The sequence below is a fragment of the Salinicola endophyticus genome (assembly GCF_040536835.1).
GTDB classification, from domain to species: Bacteria; Pseudomonadota; Gammaproteobacteria; order Pseudomonadales; family Halomonadaceae; genus Salinicola; species Salinicola endophyticus_A.
In genome coordinates this window covers 241,963-261,418 of sequence record NZ_CP159578.1, presented here as the reverse complement: position 1 = coordinate 261,418, position 19,456 = coordinate 241,963, and the positions used below count along the sequence as shown (strand labels likewise).

Annotated in this window: 17 protein-coding genes and 1 pseudogene; 9 read left to right on the top strand and 9 right to left on the bottom strand. The window is 68.1% G+C overall.

The annotated features are described in order from the left end of the window. The first annotated feature begins 223 nt into the window (after positions 1–223). The 7 genes from argH (at position 224) to ABV408_RS01165 (ending at position 6,458) form a co-directional block, all read left to right on the top strand. A complete protein-coding gene (gene argH / locus ABV408_RS01195) occupies positions 224–1,636 on the top strand; it encodes an argininosuccinate lyase (protein ID WP_353980730.1) in 1,413 nt (470 codons plus the stop codon). Further along, on the top strand, positions 1,626–1,871 hold the full coding sequence (locus ABV408_RS01190) for an LPS translocon maturation chaperone LptM (RefSeq protein WP_353980728.1): 246 nt from the start codon (positions 1,626–1,628) through the stop codon (positions 1,869–1,871). The genes argH and ABV408_RS01190 overlap by 11 nt, the downstream gene beginning before the upstream one ends. Beyond that, complete coding sequence (gene lysA, locus ABV408_RS01185) at positions 1,868–3,130, top strand: diaminopimelate decarboxylase (protein ID WP_353980727.1); 1,263 nt, start codon at positions 1,868–1,870, stop codon at positions 3,128–3,130. Before ABV408_RS01190 ends, lysA begins: the two co-directional genes overlap by 4 nt. Further along, on the top strand, positions 3,130–3,963 hold the full coding sequence (gene dapF / locus ABV408_RS01180) for a diaminopimelate epimerase (RefSeq protein WP_353980726.1): 834 nt from the start codon (positions 3,130–3,132) through the stop codon (positions 3,961–3,963). Before lysA ends, dapF begins: the two co-directional genes overlap by 1 nt. A gap of 131 nt (positions 3,964–4,094) precedes the next feature. Next, positions 4,095–4,835, top strand: a complete 741-nt coding sequence (locus ABV408_RS01175; RefSeq protein ID WP_353980725.1) for a DUF484 family protein — start codon at positions 4,095–4,097, stop codon at positions 4,833–4,835. Beyond that, entirely contained in the window at positions 4,819–5,721 is a 903-nt protein-coding gene (locus ABV408_RS01170; protein WP_353980724.1) for a tyrosine recombinase XerC, read from the top strand. Before ABV408_RS01175 ends, ABV408_RS01170 begins: the two co-directional genes overlap by 17 nt. 5 nt (positions 5,722–5,726) lie before the next feature. Further along, complete coding sequence (locus ABV408_RS01165) at positions 5,727–6,458, top strand: HAD family hydrolase (protein ID WP_353980722.1); 732 nt, start codon at positions 5,727–5,729, stop codon at positions 6,456–6,458. Positions 6,459–6,470: 12 nt separating this feature from the next. On the opposite strand, the gene yihA is transcribed toward ABV408_RS01165, so the two are convergent. Beyond that, positions 6,471–7,091, bottom strand: a complete 621-nt coding sequence (yihA, locus tag ABV408_RS01160; protein WP_353980721.1) for a ribosome biogenesis GTP-binding protein YihA/YsxC — start codon at positions 7,089–7,091, stop codon at positions 6,471–6,473. A gap of 282 nt (positions 7,092–7,373) precedes the next feature. On the opposite strand from yihA, the gene ABV408_RS01155 reads away from it, so the two are divergent. Together ABV408_RS01155 and ABV408_RS01150 are read left to right on the top strand one after the other, a co-directional pair. Continuing rightward, positions 7,374–8,012 (top strand): thiol:disulfide interchange protein DsbA/DsbL, encoded by a 639-nt coding sequence (locus ABV408_RS01155; protein WP_035476132.1) that lies wholly within the window; start codon positions 7,374–7,376, stop codon positions 8,010–8,012. Positions 8,013–8,016: 4 nt separating this feature from the next. Continuing rightward, positions 8,017–8,847 (top strand): endonuclease/exonuclease/phosphatase family protein, encoded by an 831-nt coding sequence (locus tag ABV408_RS01150; RefSeq protein WP_353980720.1) that lies wholly within the window; start codon positions 8,017–8,019, stop codon positions 8,845–8,847. Positions 8,848–9,106: 259 nt separating this feature from the next. On the opposite strand, the gene nuoN is transcribed toward ABV408_RS01150, so the two are convergent. From nuoN to nuoG, 8 genes and pseudogenes are all read right to left on the bottom strand, one after another. Beyond that, entirely contained in the window at positions 9,107–10,564 is a 1,458-nt protein-coding gene (gene nuoN, locus ABV408_RS01145) for an NADH-quinone oxidoreductase subunit NuoN (protein ID WP_353980719.1), read from the bottom strand. Next, complete coding sequence (gene nuoM, locus ABV408_RS01140; protein ID WP_353980718.1) at positions 10,561–12,087, bottom strand: NADH-quinone oxidoreductase subunit M; 1,527 nt, start codon at positions 12,085–12,087, stop codon at positions 10,561–10,563. The genes nuoN and nuoM overlap by 4 nt, the downstream gene beginning before the upstream one ends. Positions 12,088–12,177: 90 nt before the next feature. Continuing rightward, positions 12,178–14,043 carry an NADH-quinone oxidoreductase subunit L gene (gene nuoL, locus ABV408_RS01135; RefSeq protein ID WP_353980717.1) on the bottom strand — a complete coding sequence of 622 codons (1,866 nt, stop codon included), beginning with the start codon at positions 14,041–14,043 and terminating at the stop codon, positions 12,178–12,180. Beyond that, a complete protein-coding gene (gene nuoK, locus ABV408_RS01130; protein WP_035476129.1) occupies positions 14,040–14,348 on the bottom strand; it encodes an NADH-quinone oxidoreductase subunit NuoK in 309 nt (102 codons plus the stop codon). Before nuoK ends, nuoL begins: the two co-directional genes overlap by 4 nt. A gap of 140 nt (positions 14,349–14,488) precedes the next feature. Then, positions 14,489–14,989, bottom strand: a pseudogene (nuoJ, locus tag ABV408_RS01125) (NADH-quinone oxidoreductase subunit J); the annotation flags it as partial. 138 nt (positions 14,990–15,127) lie between these two features. Continuing rightward, positions 15,128–15,676, bottom strand: a complete 549-nt coding sequence (gene nuoI / locus ABV408_RS01120; RefSeq protein ID WP_035476127.1) for an NADH-quinone oxidoreductase subunit NuoI — start codon at positions 15,674–15,676, stop codon at positions 15,128–15,130. Positions 15,677–15,688: 12 nt separating this feature from the next. Next, a complete protein-coding gene (nuoH, locus tag ABV408_RS01115; RefSeq protein WP_353980715.1) occupies positions 15,689–16,672 on the bottom strand; it encodes an NADH-quinone oxidoreductase subunit NuoH in 984 nt (327 codons plus the stop codon). After that, on the bottom strand, positions 16,669–19,452 hold the full coding sequence (gene nuoG / locus ABV408_RS01110; protein WP_353980714.1) for an NADH-quinone oxidoreductase subunit NuoG: 2,784 nt from the start codon (positions 19,450–19,452) through the stop codon (positions 16,669–16,671). Before nuoG ends, nuoH begins: the two co-directional genes overlap by 4 nt. Positions 19,453–19,456: the final 4 nt, after the last annotated feature.

Below are 19,456 nucleotides of genomic sequence, written 5' to 3'. Positions count from 1 at the left end.
TCGTCGGCACGAATCTTGAAGGTATGATAAAGCAGTCACCCGGCCAGGAAAAATCACGCCCCCTTGACCTGGTACCGGCAGCGCTCGCCCCCGTCCCACGCGGCCACGACTCTGGTACACTCCAGACAGCGTTTCGCCGGCCCGCGCGCGCCATGCGCGACCCGCGATCACACCCGGCCACCCGGCACCCACATCCGGTCAACCTAGGCAGAGTTCGTATTCGATGACGCAGGCAACCAACCAATCCTGGGGCGGACGTTTCAGCGAGCCCACCGACGCATTCGTCGCCGCCTTCACCGCTTCGATCTCCTTCGACAAGCGGCTCTATCATCACGACATCCGCGGCTCCGTGGCCCACGCCACCATGCTGGCCCGGGTCGGCGTGCTGACCGAGGCGGAGCGTGATCGCATCATTCAGGGTCTGGGCGAGATCGAAGCCGAGATCGAACGCGGCGAGATCGAATGGTCGGTCGACCTGGAAGACATCCACATGAACGTGGAAGCGCGGCTCACCGACAAGATCGGCATCACCGGCAAGAAGCTCCACACCGGGCGCTCGCGCAACGATCAGATCGCCACCGACATCCGCCTCTACCTGCGTGACGAGATCGACGCCGTGGCGGCGGAGCTGGCGCGCCTGCGCCGCGGCCTGATCGAGCTCGCCGAAGCCGAGGCCGATACCATCATGCCCGGCTTCACCCACCTGCAGACCGCGCAGCCGGTGACCTTCGGCCACCATCTGCTGGCGTGGCAGGAGATGCTGGCGCGCGATCACGAGCGCCTCTACGACTGCCGCAAGCGGGTCAACGTGCTGCCGCTGGGCGCCGCCGCCCTGGCCGGCACCACCTACCCCATCGACCGCCACGTCACCGCCGAGCTGCTGGGCTTCGAGCGTCCGGCGGAGAACTCGCTGGACGCGGTCAGCGATCGCGATTTCGCGATCGAGTTCACCGCCTTCGCCAGCATCCTGTTGATGCATCTGTCGCGCATGAGCGAAGAGATGGTGCTGTGGGCCAGCGCCCAGTTCGACTTCGTCGACCTGCCCGACCGCTTCTGCACCGGCTCCTCGATCATGCCGCAGAAGAAAAATCCCGACGTACCCGAGCTGGTGCGCGGCAAGACCGGTCGCGTCTATGGCCACCTGATGAGCCTGCTGACGCTGATGAAGTCGCAGCCGCTGGCCTACAACAAGGACAATCAGGAGGACAAGGAGCCGCTGTTCGACACCCTCGACACGGTCAAGGGCTGTCTGCGCGCCTTCGCCGACATGGCGCCGGCGCTGCGCGCCAAGCGCGCCAACATGCTCGAGGCGGCGCGGCGCGGCTTCTCCACCGCCACCGACCTGGCCGACTATCTGGTACGCGCCGGGGTGGCCTTCCGCGATGCCCACGAGATCGTCGGCAAGGCGGTGGCCTACGGCATCGAGTCGGGCAAGGATCTCTCAGAGATGTCCCTCGACGAGCTCCAGCGCTTCTCCGACACCATCGGCGCGGACGTCTTCGAGGTGCTGACCCTGGAGGGCTCGGTGGCGGCGCGCAACCATATCGGCGGCACCGCCCCGGATCAGGTGCGCGCCGCGGCCAGCCGCGCTCGCACCGCGCTCGACGCGCTTCAGGAGGCCCCGCATGTCGCGTAATCTGCTTCTCGTTGCCCTGCTCGCCCTGACCGGGCTGTCGGCGGCCGGCTGCGGCCAGAAAGGCCCGCTCTATCTGCCCGAGAACGACCAGGCAGCCAAGACCTACGACCCCCAGGGCGCCCACGCCGAGGCACAGCCGGGTGATGCCGCAGCGCGCAGCGACGGCGCCAAGGCCCAGCCGCAGACTCAGCCCGAGACTCGGTCCCAGGAACCCCAGGCGGAGACAATGCCTTGACGTTCGAAGCTTTTCCCCGGCATGACGGCGAGCTGTACGCCGAAGCGGTCCCGCTGGCGCAGATCGCCGCCGACTACGGCACGCCCTGCTACGTCTACTCGCGCGCCGCGCTGACCCGGCAGTTCCGCGCCTACAGCGACGCCCTGGGCGATATGCCGCATCTGGTCTGCTATGCGTTGAAGACCAACTCCAACCTGGCGGTGATCGACCTGCTGGCGCGTCTCGGCGCCGGCTTCGACATCGTCTCCCAGGGCGAGCTGGAGCGCGTGCTGGCCGCCGGCGGCGATCCGGCCAAGGTGGTCTTCTCCGGAGTCGCCAAACAGGCCGACGAAATGGCGCGGGCGCTGGAGGTCGGCATCAAGTGCTTCAACGTCGAATCGCGCCCGGAGCTCGAGCGCCTCGAACGTGTCGCCGCCGAGCGCGGCCAGGTGGCCAACGTCTCGATCCGGGTCAACCCGGACGTCGACGCCGGCACCCACCCCTACATCTCCACCGGGCTCAAGGACAACAAGTTCGGCGTCGCCGCCGACGAGGTGCTCGACCTCTACACCTGGGCGGCCGAGCGCGAACATCTCAAGGTCGTGGGGGTGGACTGCCACATCGGCTCCCAGCTCACCGAGCTCTCGCCCTTCCTGGACGCCCTCGACCGCCTGCTGGCACTGGTCGATCGCCTCGCCGAGCGCGGCATCGTGCTCGAGCATCTCGACCTGGGCGGCGGTCTCGGCGTGGTCTACCAGGACGAAGTGCCGCCGCCGGCCGAGGCGCTGGTGGCCGCGGTGCGCGAGCGCCTGGCCGGGCGCGAGCTGACCCTGATCTTCGAACCGGGCCGCTCGATCGCCGCCAATGCCGGCGTGCTGCTGACCCGGATCGAGTATCTCAAGCCCGGCGAGAGCAAGAACTTCGCCATCGTCGATGCCGGCATGAACGACATGATCCGCCCCTCGCTCTATCAGGCGTGGCAGCGTATCGAGGCGGTCGACAGCCGCACGCCACGCCCCAGCGCCTGCTACGACGTGGTCGGCCCGGTGTGCGAGAGCGGCGACTTCCTGGGCAAGGCGCGCGAGCTGGCGGTGGCCGAGGGCGACCTGCTGGTGGTGCACGCCGCCGGCGCCTACGGTTTCGTCATGGCCTCGAACTACAACAGCCGCGGCCGCCCACCGGAGGTGCTGGTGGATGGCGAGATTTGCCACCTGGTGCGCCAGCGCGAGTCGCTGGCATCGCTGTGGGCGCTGGAGTCGCGGCTGCCGGAGACGTCGTGATGCTGTTGAATTTCACCAAGATGCACGGTCTCGGCAACGACTTCATGGTGGTCGACCTGATCAGCCAGCGCGCCTACCTGCGCGACGAGCAGATCCGCCGCCTCGCCGACCGCCACTTCGGGATCGGCTTCGACCAGCTGCTGCTGGTGGAGCCGCCGCGCCAGCCCGACATGGATTTTCGCTACCGTATCTTCAATGCCGACGGCGGAGAGGTGGAGAACTGCGGCAACGGCGCGCGCTGTTTCGCCCGCTTCGTGATCGACCAGCGCCTGACCCACAAGCGCGAGCTGCGCGTCGAGACCCTGGGAGGGCCGCTGACGCTCAAGGTCGACCCCGATGGCCGGGTACGGGTGGATATGGGCGCGCCGCGTTTCACCCCGGCCGCCGTGCCGTTCAGCGCCGAGCACGACGCCCCGCTGCATGAGCTTCAGGTCGAGGGCCAGACGCTGGCGCTGAGCGTCGCCTCGATGGGCAACCCGCACGCGGTGATCGAGGTCGAGGATGTCGACAGCGCCCCGGTGGAGAGGCTCGGCCCGGCGCTGCAGCGCCACCCCAGCTTTCCGCGCCAGGTCAATGTCGGCTTCATGCAGATCGAGTCGCCCCACGCCATCCGCCTGCGCGTCTTCGAACGCGGCGCCGGCGAGACCCTGGCCTGCGGTACCGGCGCCTGCGCGGCGGTGGCCTGCGGCATCCGCCGGGGCGTGCTCGCAAGCCCGGTCGAGGTGACCCTGCGCGGCGGGCACCTGACCCTGGAGTGGGCCGGGGGCGACGCGCCGATGATCATGACCGGCCCGGCCGAGCGGGTCTTCGAAGGGCGCGTACCGCTGAGCTGAGCGCGCCGGCGGCGTCGCCACCAGCGTGACGCCGACACCATAACAACGATGGGACAACCACCGGTGGGCGCGGATGCCGCCACGACGGCACCCAGCCGCGCGCTCACCAGGGACGACAGGAGAACAGCCGCATGTCACGTGTCCAGGTCCCCGAGCCGCGCCAGACGCTCGACCCCGACCGGGTCGCCGAGTGGCTGGCCCAGCACACCGACTTCTTCGTCGGGCGCGAGGGGCTGCTGCAGCAACTCAAGGTGCCGCATCCGCATATCCCCGGCGCCGTCTCGCTGCTCGAACGCCTGGTGGCCGATCTGCGCCAGCGCGCCGAGAGCGCCGAGTGGCGGCTGGAGAATCTACTCGAGTCGGCGCGCTACAACGAGGCGCAGTACCGGCGCACCCGCGAGCTGGTGCTGGGACTGATCGAGGCCGAGGATGCCGACGCCCTGGCCGAGGCGCTGTCGACCCAGCTCGCCGAGCGCTTCCGCACCCAGGCCATCGGGCTGTGGCTGGAGGCCGCGCCGGACTGCCACGCCACGCCACGCGACACGCGTCAGTGGCAGCCGCCGCGCTTTCGCCTCGACGCCGAGGCGCGCCGACGCCTGGAACTGCTGCTCAACGAGCAGAGCAGCCGCTGCACCACGCTCTCCAGCGCCGACTGGGCACACCTGCTGCCCCACTGCCAGGCCCCGGAGGGTGCCGGCTCCTGCGCCATCACCCGGCTCACCCAGGGCGAGACGCTGGGCTTTCTGATCCTGGCCAGCCACGACAGCGAGCACTTCCGGGCCACCCTCGACACCCTCTTCACCGAGTATCTCGGCGAAGTGGTCAGTCGCCTGCTCAAGCGCGCCGAGCGCCCCCATGCAGGCGACGCTTGACGCCTTTCTGGCGCGCCTGGCCCGGCGCGCCAGCCCGGCCACGCTCGACGCCTACCGGCGCGACGTGACCCAGCTCGCGGCCTGGCTCGAGGCCCAGGGCATCGCCACCTGGCGGGCGCTCGACGTCGCCCTGATACGCCGCTACCTGGCCCACGAGCGCACCCGCGGGCTGGCGCCGCGCACCCTGGCCCGGCGCCGCGCGGCGCTGTCGCGCTTCGCCGACTTCCTGGTCAGCCAGGGCGAGCTCGACCACAACCCGGTCAAGTTGACCCAGGCGCCGCGCCAACCGCGCCATCTGCCCAGCCCGGTCGATGTCGACCTGCTCGGTCGCTTTCTCGATACGCCCCACGACGGCGATCCGCTGGCCATCCGCGATCAGGCCATGCTCGAACTCTTCTACGCCTGCGGGCTGCGCCTGGCGGAGCTGGCGGGGCTCGATCTGGACGCCCTCGACGCGCGCCACGTGCGCGTACTGGGCAAGGGCGGCAAGCCGCGCCAGGTGCCGGTAGGGCGGCGCGCGGCGGCGGCCATCCACGACTGGCTGGGGATACGCAGCACGCTCGCCGGCGACGGCGAACGCGCACTGTTCGTGGCCCAGCATGGCGGCCGACTCGGCCACCGTGCGATCCAGAGCCGGCTGGCCGAGTGCGCCAAGCGCCGCGGCCTGCCCGAACACCTGCACCCGCACCGCCTGCGCCACTCCTTCGCCAGCCACCTGCTCGAATCGAGCCAGGACCTGCGCGCGGTGCAGGAGCTGCTGGGACACGCCAATCTCTCGACGACCCAGATCTACACCCGGCTCGACTGGCAACAGCTCGCCGAGGTCTACGATCAAGCCCACCCGCGTGCCCGGCGCAAGCCGAGTGCCCCCCACGACGAAACCTGATCGCCATGCCGCTCGACGCCATCACCTTCGATCTCGACGACACTCTGTGGCACAACGGGCCGGTCATGGCCCATGCCGAACCCACCCACTACGCCTGGCTGCTGGAGCAGATCGACGCCCGCCCGCAGGCCGACGGCCGGCGCCTGGCCGAGACCTTTCCGCTGGAGGCCTACCAGCAGGTGCGTCAGCGCCTGATGCAGCGCTTCCCGCTCAGCCGCGGCGACCACAGCTGGATTCGCGAGCGCGCCATGCTCGAGCTGCTGCGCGAGCACGGCCTGCCCGAGGCGGAGGCGCAGCGCTGGGCCACCGCCGGCTTCGAGCGTTTCATGCAGCTGCGCCACGCGGTGGAGCCCTTCCCGGAAGTGGTACCGATGTTCGAGGCGTGGGCGCGGCGCTACCGCCTGGGGGTGATCACCAACGGCAACGTCGACGTACGCCGCCTGGCGCTGGGTGACTATTTCGACGTGATCATCCTGGCTGGCGAGATGCACGCCCCCAAGCCCGACACCCGCCCGTTTCTCACCGCCATGGCGCGTCTCGGCACCCAGCCGCACCGGGCGCTGCACGTGGGCGACCACTGGCAGGAGGACGTGCTCGCGGCGCAGCGCCTGGGCATGCATGCGGTATGGATCGATGCCAAGCAGGAGGGAGAGCGCGAATTGCCCCCGCGGGTGACGCGGATCACCCACGTCAGGGAGCTACCGGCGGTGGTCGAACGGATCGATCGAGAGGCGTAAGGCGCCCCGGGCTCAGCGCGCGGCCAGCCAGCGATCCATCACCGCGTAGGTCTGATCGAGGCCCTGGCGCTTGAGCGCGGAGAACAGCTGCACGCTGACCAGATCCTCCCACTCGGCGAGCTGACGCTTGACCTGCTGCAGCGATGCCTTCGCCGGCCCCTGCTTCAGCTTGTCGGCCTTGGTCAGCAGGATATGCACCGGCAGTTCGCGGGCATCGGCCAGCTCCAGCAGCTGGATATCGAAGTCGCTCAGCGGGTGGCGCACGTCCATCAGCAGAATCAGGCCGGCGAGGCCGCTGCGCCGCCGCAGATAATCGGCGAGATGCGACTGCCACTCCTTCTTCATCGCCTCGGGCACCTTGGCATATCCATAGCCGGGCAGGTCCACCAGACGCAGGGTGTCACCGTTCTCCAGACCGAAGAAGTTGATCAGCTGAGTGCGCCCCGGGGTCTTGGAGGTCCGCGCCAGCGCATTCTGCTGGGTGAGCGCGTTGATCGCGCTCGACTTGCCGGCGTTGGAGCGCCCGGCGAAGGCGATCTCGACGCCATCGTCCGGCGGGCACAGCGCCAGCTTGGGGGCGCTGATCAGAAAGCGGGCCGTCTGGTAGTTGCGGCGCGGGGGCGTCGAGGTCATGGCAAGGGCTCTGCGGGCGGGCGTGATCGGTCGCGCGCAGTGTATCACGCCTGTGCCGCCGACGAATGCGGCGCCAGCGTGTGGCGCGCCGGGCGTCTCCCCGGCTGTGCCGCTCTACTTTTCCCTGTCATTCTGGCAGGCTACCCTCAGTGACATGGGGAGACGTCGGCCGCGATGGGCAGGGAACCTCCTTCCCCCCGGGCGCTCAAACCCGAGTAGCTCGTCGCCGCAACGACCCCGCGTCGAGACGTCCGTTTTCGATCCATCAGGAGCAGTACACGCATGATCAAGTCGCTTGTGGCGCTAATGGCAGGTCTCACCTTCTCCGGCGCCGTAATGGCCGCCGGCATCGTCGAAGGCAAGGATTATCAGGTCATCGATCAGCCGATGAAGTCCGAAGCCCCGGCGGACAAGATCGAAGTCACCGAGGTGTTCTGGTACGGCTGCCCGCACTGCTACGCGCTGGAGAAGCCGCTCAACGAGTGGGTCGCCACGCTCCCCGACGACGTCGAGTTCGACCGCATGGCGGCGCCGCTGGGCAAGGTGTGGGAGCAGCATGCCAAGGCCTTCTACGCCGCCAAGTCGCTGGGTATCGAGCACGAAATGCGCCAGGACTTCATGGATGCGATCCACAAGCAAGGCAAGCGCCTGACCGACGAGGATGACATCGCCGAATTCTTCACCCACTACGGGGTGACCAAGGAGCAGGCGCTCAAGGCGCTCGACTCCTTCGGCGTCAAGAGCCAGATCCAGCAGGCGGTGGCCAAGATGCGCTCGTATCAGCTGATGGGCGTGCCCGACCTGATCGTCGATAACCACTATGTGGTGACCCCGGACTCCGCCGGCTCGCTCGAGAACATGCCGAAAATCGCCAGCGCGCTGATCGAGAAGGTGCGAGAGGAGCGCCAGGAGGCCAAGTGACACCATGTCCGTAGCCGCCTCGACACCCGCCAGCGAGATCGCGCCGACACTGAAGCTGCTGACCTGCAATCTGCAGGTCGGCATTCACACCTCGGCCTACCACCACTATGTGACCCGCAGCTGGCAGCACCTGCTGCCGCACCCCAAGCGCAGTTCGCGCCTGGACCGGGTCGCCGGCGCGCTGGCCGGCTTCGATATCGTCGGCCTGCAGGAGGTCGACGGCGGCAGCTTCCGCTCCAACCATGTCAATCAGGTCGAGTACCTGGCCCGGCGCTCGGCCTTCGAGTACCACTTCCAGCAGCTCAACCGCAACCTGGGGCGAGTCGCCCAGCACAGCAACGGCCTGCTCTCGCGCTTCTCGCCCACGCATATCGACGAGCACCGCCTGCCCGGGATGCGCGGCCGCGGCGCCATCCACGCCCGCTACGGCAGCGGCCCCGATGCGCTGCACGTGTTCGTTGCCCATCTCGCCCTGAGCCAGCGCGGGCGCGCTCGCCAGCTCGACTATCTCGGCGAGATCATCCGCCCGCTGCGCCACGTGGTGGTGATGGGCGATCTCAACTGCACCCCCGAGCAGCTGCAGAGCCATGCCCGTTTCTGCCACGCCCTCGAGCTCGAACCGCTCAAGCCGCTGCCGAGCTATCCCGCCTGGCAGCCGCGACGCGCGCTCGACCATATCCTGCTGTCAGCCTCGCTCAAGCCGGAAGGCTCGCGGGTGCTCGACGCCATGTTCTCGGATCACCTGCCGGTCGCCGTCGACGTCCATCTGCCCGCCGCCTGCCGCGTCAGTATCGGCCTGTCACGTCACGAACGGCGCCACGACGACCCTGCCTGAACGCGCCTCAGAGCACCTTTCACAACCGCTAGACGACGTGAGCTCATCCGGCGGCAGGGTGTCGCGAGGGCGCTGTGAACCCGTCCCTGGGCGCTACCTTTGCCATCCCTGGCAAAGGACCCTCGCTTTGCCCTGCCCCCAGCGCCCATCGTCAGCGGGTTTGGATGTGCCCGATTTATTCGTCTGAACCGCTGAACGCCCAAGAAAAAGCGCCTCCGAAGAGGCGCTTTTGCGTGGGTGCGAGAACAGCGCCGCGGCGTCAGTAGGCGCTGTTGCCGGCGACCCAGTGGACCCAGTCGATCATCGGTGTGGGGTAGAGCCCCAGCAGGATTACCAGCGTGGCCACCCCGAGCACCACCATGCCCCCGGCGCGTTCGGCCCAGTCGTGGGTGGCATCCCGGCTCTGCATGCCCGGCTCGTGCAGGAACAGCGTCACCATCACCCGCAGGTAGTAGTAGAGGCCGATGGCACTGCCCAGCACCACGGCACCGACCAGCCACCAGCGATGCGCCTCCACCCCCACCGCAATGATGTAGAACTTGCCGATAAAGCCGGCGGTGAAGGGAATCCCCGCCAGCGACAGCATCGACACGGTCATCACCGCGGTCAGGTAGGGGCGGCGCCAGAACAGGCCACGGTAGTGGTGCAGCGGGCTGGCATCGGCGCTACCCCCGGTGGGCGTGTAGGGGCTGGAGACCAGCGTGACCACACCGAAGGCGCCCAGAGTGGTGATCACGTAGGTCACCAGATAGACCCCCACCGTCTCCACCGCCAGACCGTCGTTGACCACCAGCGCCACCAGCAGATAGCCGAAATGGGCGATCGAGGAGTAGCCGAGCAGCCGCTTGAGGTCGTTCTGGGTCAGCGCCAGCAGGTTGCCCACCAGCATGGTCACCACGGCGATGAACCCGAGCAGGTCGTGCCACCAGTTCTCGTGCAGCGCCAGCGCCGACTGGAACAGCCGCAGCAGGACCAGGAATACCGCCACCTTGCTCGCGGTGGCGAGGAAGGTAGTCGCCGGCCCCGGCCCGCCCTGATAGACGTCCGGCGTCCACAGGTGAAACGGCACGATCGACAGCTTGAACGCCAGCCCCACCAGCAGCAGCCCGGCACCGGCCAGCAGCCAGGGGTCACTGCCCTGGGTCGCCAGCGCCTGGCCCAGGGCGTCGAAATCGAGGGTGCCGGTCATCGCATAGAGCAGCGCCATGCCGAAGAGCAGAAAGGCGGTGGCCGCCGCCGACAGCACCATGTACTTGATGCCACTCTCCAGCGCACCGCGATCGCGCAGGGTATAGGCGAGCATCCCGAACAGCGGCATCGACAGCAGCTCGATCCCGAAGAACAGCGTGGCCATGTGACGCGCCGAGACCAGTACCAGGCCACCGGCCGCAGCGCTCGTCAGCAGCAGGTAGAACTCGTCTCGTGGCCCCTCGTAGCCCTCCAGATAGTGGTGCGCCAGGGTCACGCAGGCGAGCGTCGACATCAGCACCAGCACACCACCGAACCGCGCCAGGTCGTCGACCACCAGCAGATCGGTGACCGCCACCGTGCCCTGGGACCAGCCGAACAGCAGCGCAAGCAGCGCCGCGTTGAGGCCGACCGCGGTGAGAATCGCACTCAGCGCATGGTGCCGTCGCCAGGCGATCGAGAGCATCACCACGATGACGGTGAGACAGACCAGAATCAGCGGAGAGATCGCCATCAGCGCCGCCATCATTGTGCACCTCCCATCATCGCACCGGCTTGCTGAACGCTCTGCTGCACCACCTGCATCGCCCCGGCCGAGGTCTCCAGCAGCGGCTGCGGATAGACCCCGAAGAAGATCACCAGCGCCACGATCCCGAACAGCAGCGCCAGCTCACGTCGATCCAGCCCGCCCAGCGAGCTCTCCTCCTTGGGTGGCCCGTAGTAGACCCGCTGCATGATGAACAGCGAGTAGATCGCGGCCAGGATCAGCCCGACGCTGGCGATCGCCACGGTCCAGGGGGCGACACCGAAGCTGCCGAACATGACCATGAACTCACCGACGAAGTTGGCGGTACCCGGCAGCCCCAGCGAAGCGGCGACGAATACCAGGGCGAAGCCCGGCAATCCACGGATGCGCCCCCAGAGCCCCCCCATCTGGCGCATGTCGCGGGTATGCAGGCGCTCGTAGAGCTGACCGGAGAGAATGAACAGGCCGGCGGCGGAGAAGGCGTGGGCCACCATCAACGCGACCACGCCCTGCAGCGCCAGCTCGGTGCCGGCATAGATACCGATCAGCACGAAGCCCATGTGGGAGATACTGGTGTAGGCGATCAGGCGCTTCAGGTCCTGCTGGCCACAGGCCAGGATGGCGCCGTAGAAGATGCCGATCAGCCCCAGCGTCATCGCCACCGGCGCGAACGCCTGCGACGCTTCTGGGAATAGCGGCAGAGCGAAGCGCAGCATGCCGTAGGCCGCCGTCTTGAGCAGAATACCGGCGAGGTCGACGCTACCCGCGGTGGGGGCCTGGGCGTGGGCATCGGGCAGCCAGCCGTGCAGCGGCACCACCGGCAGCTTGACCGCGAAGGCAACGAAGAAGCCGAGCATCAGCCACCACGCCACCTGCGGGTCCATCGGCGTATCCAGCAGGTCACCGTAAGCGAAGGTGTAGACCCCGGTGGCCGCGTGGTGGACGAACACCAGCCCGAGGATCGCGATCAGCATCATCAGGCCGCTGGCCTGGGTGTAGATGAAGAACTTGGTCGCCGCCCCGATGCGCGAACTCCCCTTGGAGCCGCTGTGGCCCCACAGCGCAATCAGGAAGTACATCGGCACCAGCATCATTTCCCAGAACAGGAAGAACAGGAACAGGTCGATGGAGAGGAACACCCCGACCACCCCGCCCAGGATCCACAACAGGTTGAGGTGGAAGAAGCCGACCCGACGCACGATCTCGTTCCACGAGCAGACCACCGCCATCGCCCCGAGCAGCCCGGTCAGCGCGATCATCAGCAGCGACAGCCCGTCCAGCGCCAGATGCAGCTTGATCCCGAAGCGCGGGATCCAGTTAGCCTGCCACTCCAGCACCCAGGCGTGGGTGGCGCCCTGGGCGGGCAGCGGGAAGTCACTCCCGGCCCAGATCCCGAGCACCATCACCAGCTCCAGGAGCATGGTAGCCAGCGCGATCCAGCGCGGTGCCCGGTCGCCGAAGCGTTCGGCCTGCCAGCACAGCAGCCCGCCGATGAAAGGGATCAGAATCAGCCAGACCAGAATCATGAATCAGCCACCCGCGATGATGTGAAAAGCGTCGTTCGAGCGTTCACCGCCAAACGTCCCGTCTCTCTTGCTTGCTGCGCGCGCATCGCCTCACCCCACCAGCAGATAGACGAGCAGCAGCGTGGCGCCGAGCACCATCGACACCGCATAGTGGCGCAGTCGCCCGGTCTGGGTCAGACGCAGCCCGTCATGCGAGAGCCGCGCCAGCCACGGCAGCAGATTGCACAGCGAGTTGATCCAGTCGCCGCGGTTGAGCCGCACCAGACCGCGATAGGGGCGTACGAACAGCCAGTCGTAGAGCGCATCGAAACCCCAGGCGTTGTGCCAGAAGTGCCACAGCCAGGCGCCGCGGGGGTCGGCCACGCCACGCCGGACCAGATCGCGCCGGCGCCGGAACAGCCACAGCGCCAGCAGTACACCGCCCACCGACACCGCCATGGCCACCAGTTCGAGCACGTGTTCGCCGCCACCTTCGGTATTCGGACCGGCCGGCAGTACGTTGCTCAGCGGCGGGGTCAACTGGGCGCCGATCGCGGTCGACATCACGATCAGCACCACCAGTGGAATGCCATGGACCAGCCCCTTGTCGGCGCGCGCCTCGCGGGCGTGATCGCTCTTGGGCTGACCGTGGAAGGTACCCAGGATCAGACGCACGGTGTAGATCGAGGTGAGCAGCGCGCCGAACACCCCCGCCAGCATCAGCACCCAGTGTCCGGCGCCCAGCGCCGAGACCAGGATCGCGTCCTTGCTGTAGAAGCCGGCGGTTACCAGCGGCAGCGCCGCCAGCGCCGCCCCGCCCACCACGAAGCCGGCGTAAGTCAGCGGCAGCTTGCGCCACAGCCCGCCGAGCCGGCGCATGTCCTGCTCGTGATGGGTGCAGATGATCACCGAACCGGCGGAGAGGAACAGCAGCGCCTTGAAGAAGGCGTGGATCATCAGGTGGAAGATCGCCGCGCTGTAAGCGCCCACGCCCAGCGCCAGGAACATGTAGCCGATCTGGCTCATGGTCGAGTAGGCCAGCACGCGCTTGATGTCGGTCTGTGCCAGCGCCGCGAAGCCGGCGAGCGTCAGCGTCAGCGCGCCGACCACCCCGACCAGCAGCAGCACGTCCGGGGCCAGCTCGAACAGCCCGTGGGTACGCGCGATCAGATAGACCCCGGCGGTGACCATGGTCGCCGCGTGGATCAGCGCCGACACCGGGGTGGGGCCGGCCATGGCGTCGGCGAGCCATGTCTGCAGCGGCAGCTGAGCCGACTTGCCCACCGCACCGCCGAGCAGCATCAGCGCCGTCAACTGAGCCATCGGGTCGCCCTGGACCCACAGCTCCGGCGCCCGCGCCAGCAGCGTCTGCAGGTTGAGCGAGCCGAGCTGGACGAACAGCAGGAACATGCCAATGGCGAGGAAGACATCGCCGGTACGGGTGATCACGAACGCCTTGAACGCCGCCCAGCCGTTGGCCGGCGTGCGGTAGTAGTAGCCGATCAGCAGATAGCTGCACAGCCCCACGCCCTCCCAGCCGAAGTAGAGCAGCAGCAGGTTGTCGCCCAGCACTAGCAGGATCATGCTGAACACGAACAGGTTCATGTGACAGAAGAAGCGCGTCACACCGTCCTCGCCGCGCATGTACCAGGCGGCGAAGAGGTGGATGAAGAAGCCGACCCCGGTGATCACCCCGAGCAGGGTCAGCGACAGGCCATCGAGCATCAGCCCTACGGTGGGCTGGAAGTTGCCCACCGAGATCCAGTGCCACAGGGTCAGCGTGTGCGCCGCCTGGCCGTGGTCGTAGAAGTCGAGGCCCACCCCCAGGGTGCAGAGCGCGGCCAGCCCGATCGAGACCACCCCGACCGTGGCGCTGGCACGCTCGCTCAGGCGCCCGAAGGAGAGCGCCAGAATCACCCCGCCCAGCAGCGGGAAGAAAAAGGTGCCCGTCAGCAATATGTCTGTGAAGTGGTTCATCCGCGCAACCTGCTCGCCGCATCGATATCGAGAGTCTTGAAGCGCCGGTAGAGCTGCATCAGCAGCGCCAGCCCCACGCTCGCTTCCGCCGCCGCCAGGGTGATCACCATCAAAAACATCACCTGGCCGTCGGCCTGGTGCCAGTGGGTGCCACCGACAATGAACGCCAGCCCCGCGGCGTTCATCATGATCTCCAGGCTCATCAGCACGAACAGCATGTTGCGCCGCGTCATCAGTCCGGCCAGCCCCAGCACGAACAGAATCGCCGCCAGTAGCAGGCCATGCTCCATGGGTATGCCGCTCATGCCCCTCTCCCCTGTCGATCCGCCGTCTCGTCGCCGGCCGCCGCGCCGGGCCGTGCGCCAGCCGCTGCGCTGCGGGGCGCGCTGTTGGCCGCGGCCATCTTGTCGGCCCGCTCGCGCTGGCGTTCGCGCGCCAGATCCGCTTCATCGTGGGCCTCGCTGCGCCCCAGGTGCGAGGCGGCCACCAGCGCTGCCAGCAGCAGCATCGCTGCCAGCTCGACCACCACCATATAGGGGCCGAACAGCGTGATCCCGACCATCTTGGCGGTCAGCGTCTCGCCGCTGATGATGCCGTCATAGCCGCCGCGAACCAGGGTCACCACCATCACCACCAGCAGCACCGCAGCGAGCACCGCCGGCCCCACCCACAGCCGGGGCGCGAGCCAGGCGCGCTCCTGCTCCACCGCCGACTCGCCCAGATTGAGCATCATCACCACGAACACGAACAGCACCATGATCGCGCCGGCATAGACGATGATCTCGAGCGCCCCGGCGAAGGGCGCGCCCAGGGCGAAGAACACCATCGCCACGCTGATCAGCGACACGATCAGATAGAGCAGCGCGTGGACCGGATGGGTCCCGGTGACCACGCGCAAGGTCGCGAGTATCGCGACCAGACCGCTCAAGTAAAACGCGAGTTGCATGACTCTCTCCCGGCAAACTGGCTACCCGACAAACTGGCTACCCGACTCTCGACTGCCCCGCAGCGTCGCGCTCAGCGGCGCTGGCGCGACTCGCCACGCCCACCACCGGCCGACGCACGGCAGCGCGTGGATAACGCCTCACGGTAGCAGCGACTTGACATCGATCGGCTCGGCCTCGTTCTGCGCCTGCCCCTTGTCCTTGCCCGCGATGGACAGTCCGGCGACACGGTAGAAGTTGGTGTTGTGATCCTTGCCCGGCCCGTCGATCAGCAGATCCTGCTTCTCGTAGACCAGCTCCTGACGTCTGAACTCGCTCATCTCGAAGTCCGGCGTCAGCTGGATCGCCGAGGTCGGACACGCCTCCTCGCACATGCCGCAGAAGATGCAGCGCGAGAAGTTGATGCGGAAGAACTCCGGGTACCAGCGGCCATCGTCACGCTCGCCCTTCTGCAGCGAGATACACGCCACCGGGCAGGCCACCGCACACAGGTTGCAGGCGACACAGCGCTCCTCGCCATCGGGGTCGCGGGTGAGCACGATGCGCCCGCGGTAGCGCGGCGGCAGATAGACCTGCTCCTCGGGGTACGACAGCGTCTCGCGCTTGCGCCAGGCGTGGCTGAACACCATCCACAGGGTGCGCAGCTGCGTGCCGGTACCGGTGACGATCTTCTTGATCTGACTCAGCATGAGCTCCCTCCCTTATGCGCTCGGGTCGATGAGCAGAATCATCGCCCCGGTAACCAGCAGATTGATCAGCGTCAGCGGCAGGCAGACCTTCCAGCCGAAGCTCATCACCTTGTCGTAGCGCGGCCGCGGCAGCGCCGCGCGCAGCAGCACGAACAGCACGACGAAGAACACCGTCTTGAGCAGGAACCAGACGATCGGCGGCAGCAGCGGGCCGTGCCAGCCGCCGAAGAACAGCGTCACCAGCAGCGCCGAGATCAGCACGATACCGATGTACTCGCCGACGAAGAACATGCCCCACTTCATCCCCGAATACTCGATGTGGTAGCCGTCGGCCAGCTCCTGCTCCGCCTCCGGCTGATCGAACGGATGGCGGTGGGTGACCGCGATACCGGCGATGACGAAGGTACAGAAGCCGAAGAACTGCGGCACGATGAACCACAGGTTCTCCTGGGCGTTGACGATGTCGCGCATGTTGAACGAGCCGGTCATGGCGACGATGCCCATCAGCGCCAGGCCCATGAAGACCTCGTAGGAGAGCGTCTGCGCCGAGGCGCGCAGGGCCCCCAGCAGGGCGTACTTGTTACCGCTCGACCAGCCGGCGAAGAGCACCGCATAGACGTTGATGCCGGCCATGGCGAAGAAGAACAGGATGCCGATGTTGAGATCCGCCACGCCCCAGCTCGGGGTGATCGGGATCACCATGAACGACAGCAGCAGCGAGGCCATGGCGATCGCCGGCGCCAGCACGAAGAAGGTGCGATCGGCGAACGGCGGGATCCAATCCTCCTTGAAGAAGATCTTGAGCATGTCGGCGGCGATCTGCAGAAGCCCGAACGGACCGACCCGGTTGGGGCCGTAGCGGTCCTGCCACAGTGCCAGCAGGCGCCGCTCGATCATGCTCAGCAGCGCTCCGGAGACCACCACCACTAGCAGGATCACCACCGCCTGGATCATCGCGATCAGGCTCGCCTCGATCTGAGGTGTCCACCAGCTCATGCCTGCGCCTCCCCATCAGCGGCCGCGGTGTCGAGGGCGACACGCCCCCAGCCGAGTGTGGCCGGCAGCGCCCCCACCAGCGGCGCCAGCGTGCCCTGAGGCAGCGCCACCAGGCCCCGCGGCAGGTCACGCCCGAGGCGCGCCGGCAGTGTGATGCGGGTGTCGCCGAAGCTCACCGCCACCGGGTCGTCGGCGGCAATACCCAGCGCCTCGGCGTCGGCGTCGTTGAGCGTCACCGCCGGCGGCGCCATGCGCGCCTGGATCGGCTCGGCGCGGCGCGAGGTCTCGTCGCCGCCGAACAGCTGCGGCAGCGCGACCATCTGCCACTCGCCGTCGCGCGCGGCAAAGGCCGCGGGGATCGCATCACAGTAGCTCGCCTCGCCGGCGCCGGCGTCCCGGAACAGGCGGATGCCCGGATCGCCGGCGCGCAGATGGCCGCCGACCTCGTCCTGGAACTTGTTCCACGCCTGCGGCGAGTTCCAGCCCGGCGCCCAGGCGAACGGCACCTCGCGGCGGGGCTCGCGGTAGCCGGCGTAGCCCTCCATCGAGAACGCGAAGGGGGTGTCCAGATCCACCGGCGCCCGCGGCTCGTTGACATCGAGGTTGGCACGCATGGCGGTGCGCCCGCTGTAACGGTGCGGCTCACGCGCCAGCTTGAGACCGTGGATGCGGAACTGGGCCTCGGGCATGGCGTGGTGCAGCGGGGCGAAGACCGCCGCCGCGCCGGCCACCGCCTCGGTGAGATCGTCGAACAGTACCGGGGTCATCGGCTGACGCTCGAGAGTCGCCTGCAGCGCGTGCAGCCAGCGCCAGCTCTCGCGGATGCGCGTGTCGGGGCGCAAGTAGCTGGGATCGAAGACCTGATAGAAGCGCTGGGCGCGGCCTTCCAGACTGACCAATGTGCCATCGCTCTCGGCGAAGGTGCCCGCCGGCAGGCCGATGTCGGCCTGCTCCCAGGTCGCGGTGCGCTGGTGGTCGATCACCACCAGTGCGCTGGCCCGGGCCAGGGCGGCATCGATCCGCGCCGCCGGCAGGCGTGCATAGAGATCGTTCTCCAGGATCACCACGCCGTCGGCCTCGCCCTGCTCGAGCTGGGCCAGGGCCCAGTCGAGGGACTCGCCGCCGAGCAGGCCGAGGCCGACGCTGTTGGCCTCACGCCGCACCAGGGTGAGCCCGGCGCCGGCCTTCTGCCGCCGCGCCAGCGCCCGGGCCACGTTGCCAGCGGCCTCGATCACCGCCAGCGAGGCGAGCGCCTCGCCGGCGATCACCAGCGGCCGCTCGGCGGCCAGCAGCGCATCGGCGATCTCACCGACCAGCGCCCGGGTCTCGTCATCGAGCCCTTCGACCGCCGGTGCGGTGGGGTCGAGGGCGTGGGCCACGGCGAAGCCCAGCCGCGCGATGTCGTCGGGTGCGGCACGCCGGGTGCGGGTGGCGATGGCGTCGAGCTTGGTCGCTTCCGGTGTGGCCAGGAACAGCGGATGCGCCGCGTCCTGGGCGATGGTCTTGACCGCTTCGGCGTTCCACTCGGGGATACCGCGCTCGGCCCCCAGCTCGACGCCCTTGCCGCGCACCGCCTGGCGCACCGACAACGCCAGCCGCGCGGCGCTCTGGAGCAGATCCTCGCCGAGCACCAGCACCGCATCGCACGCCTCGATCTCGCGCAGGCTCGGGGTGGCCACACCGCTGTCTCGATTGAGCGCCTGCATGCGCTGCAGGCGCTCGAGCTCGCCGGCCTCGATACCGGTGGAGAAGCGCTCCGCGCCGACCAGCTCGCGCAGGCGGTGGTTGCTCTCGAGGCTGGCCCGCGGCGAGCCGATTCCGATCAGCCGCTTGGCACCGCGCAGGGCGTCGGCGGCGCGGTCGAGCGCTTCGTCGATCTCCATCAGGTTCACGCCCTGGGCGGCAACGCCGCGCTGGCTGCGCTGGAACAGCTCGGGCCGGGTCGGGCGATCCTTGCGGTTGACGTAGCCGTAGCCGAAGCGCCCGCGGTCGCACAGGAAGTAGCGATTGACGTCGCCGTTGTAGCGATTCTCGATGCGCCGAATATCGCCGTAGCGCTCGCCGGGGCTGATGTTGCAGCCGCTGGCGCACTGGTGGCAGATGCTGGGGGCGAACTGCAGATCCCACTTGCGGGTGTAGTGATCGGAGTGGGTCTGGTCGGTGAACACCCCGGTCGGGCACACCTCGGTGAGGTTGCCGGAGAACTCGCTCTCCAGCGTGCCCTCTTCATAGCGCCCGAAGTAGACGTTGTCGTGGGCCCCGAAGGCGCCGAGATCCTCGCCGCCGGCATAGTCCTGGTAGAAACGCACGCAGCGGTAGCAGGTGATGCAGCGGTTCATCTCGTGGGCGACGAAGGGCCCCAGATACTGATTGCGGTGGGTGCGCTTCTTGAAGCGATAGCGGCGCCGGTCGTGGCCGGTCATCACCGTCATGTCCTGCAGGTGGCAGTGGCCGCCCTCCTCGCACACCGGGCAATCGTGCGGGTGGTTGACCATCAGCCACTCGATCACCGTCTCGCGGAAGGCCTTGGCCTCCTCGTCGTCGATCGAGATGTAGGCGTCGTCCTTCACCGGCGCCATGCACGACATCACCAGCATGCCGCGGGTGTCGTCGGCGTCCTTGTACTGTTTCACCGCACACTGGCGGCAGGCCCCCACACTGCCCATCGCCGGGTGCCAGCAGAAATAGGGGATGTCCAGGCCCAGCGAGAGGCAGGCGTGGAGCAGGTTGTCGCTGTCTTCGACCTCGTAGTCGTTGCCGTCGACATGAATGGTGGCCATAGCG

What these genes read in the sequence shown, in the direction of transcription:
- argH (WP_353980730.1), top strand. Translation starts at nt 224, where the DNA reads ATGACGCAGGCAACCAACCAATCCTGGGGCGGACGTTTCAGCGAGCCC.
- ABV408_RS01190 (WP_353980728.1), top strand. Translation starts at nt 1,626, where the DNA reads ATGTCGCGTAATCTGCTTCTCGTTGCCCTGCTCGCCCTGACCGGGCTG.
- dapF (WP_353980726.1), top strand. Translation starts at nt 3,130, where the DNA reads ATGCTGTTGAATTTCACCAAGATGCACGGTCTCGGCAACGACTTCATG.
- ABV408_RS01175 (WP_353980725.1), top strand. Translation starts at nt 4,095, where the DNA reads ATGTCACGTGTCCAGGTCCCCGAGCCGCGCCAGACGCTCGACCCCGAC.
- ABV408_RS01170 (WP_353980724.1), top strand. Translation starts at nt 4,819, where the DNA reads ATGCAGGCGACGCTTGACGCCTTTCTGGCGCGCCTGGCCCGGCGCGCC.
- ABV408_RS01165 (WP_353980722.1), top strand. Translation starts at nt 5,727, where the DNA reads ATGCCGCTCGACGCCATCACCTTCGATCTCGACGACACTCTGTGGCAC.
- yihA (WP_353980721.1), bottom strand. Translation starts at nt 7,091, where the DNA reads ATGACCTCGACGCCCCCGCGCCGCAACTACCAGACGGCCCGCTTTCTG.
- ABV408_RS01155 (WP_035476132.1), top strand. Translation starts at nt 7,374, where the DNA reads ATGATCAAGTCGCTTGTGGCGCTAATGGCAGGTCTCACCTTCTCCGGC.
- ABV408_RS01150 (WP_353980720.1), top strand. Translation starts at nt 8,017, where the DNA reads ATGTCCGTAGCCGCCTCGACACCCGCCAGCGAGATCGCGCCGACACTG.
- nuoN (WP_353980719.1), bottom strand. Translation starts at nt 10,564, where the DNA reads ATGATGGCGGCGCTGATGGCGATCTCTCCGCTGATTCTGGTCTGTCTC.
- nuoM (WP_353980718.1), bottom strand. Translation starts at nt 12,087, where the DNA reads ATGATTCTGGTCTGGCTGATTCTGATCCCTTTCATCGGCGGGCTGCTG.
- nuoL (WP_353980717.1), bottom strand. Translation starts at nt 14,043, where the DNA reads ATGAACCACTTCACAGACATATTGCTGACGGGCACCTTTTTCTTCCCG.
- nuoK (WP_035476129.1), bottom strand. Translation starts at nt 14,348, where the DNA reads ATGAGCGGCATACCCATGGAGCATGGCCTGCTACTGGCGGCGATTCTG.
- nuoI (WP_035476127.1), bottom strand. Translation starts at nt 15,676, where the DNA reads ATGCTGAGTCAGATCAAGAAGATCGTCACCGGTACCGGCACGCAGCTG.
- nuoH (WP_353980715.1), bottom strand. Translation starts at nt 16,672, where the DNA reads ATGAGCTGGTGGACACCTCAGATCGAGGCGAGCCTGATCGCGATGATC.
- nuoG (WP_353980714.1), bottom strand. Translation starts at nt 19,452, where the DNA reads ATGGCCACCATTCATGTCGACGGCAACGACTACGAGGTCGAAGACAGC.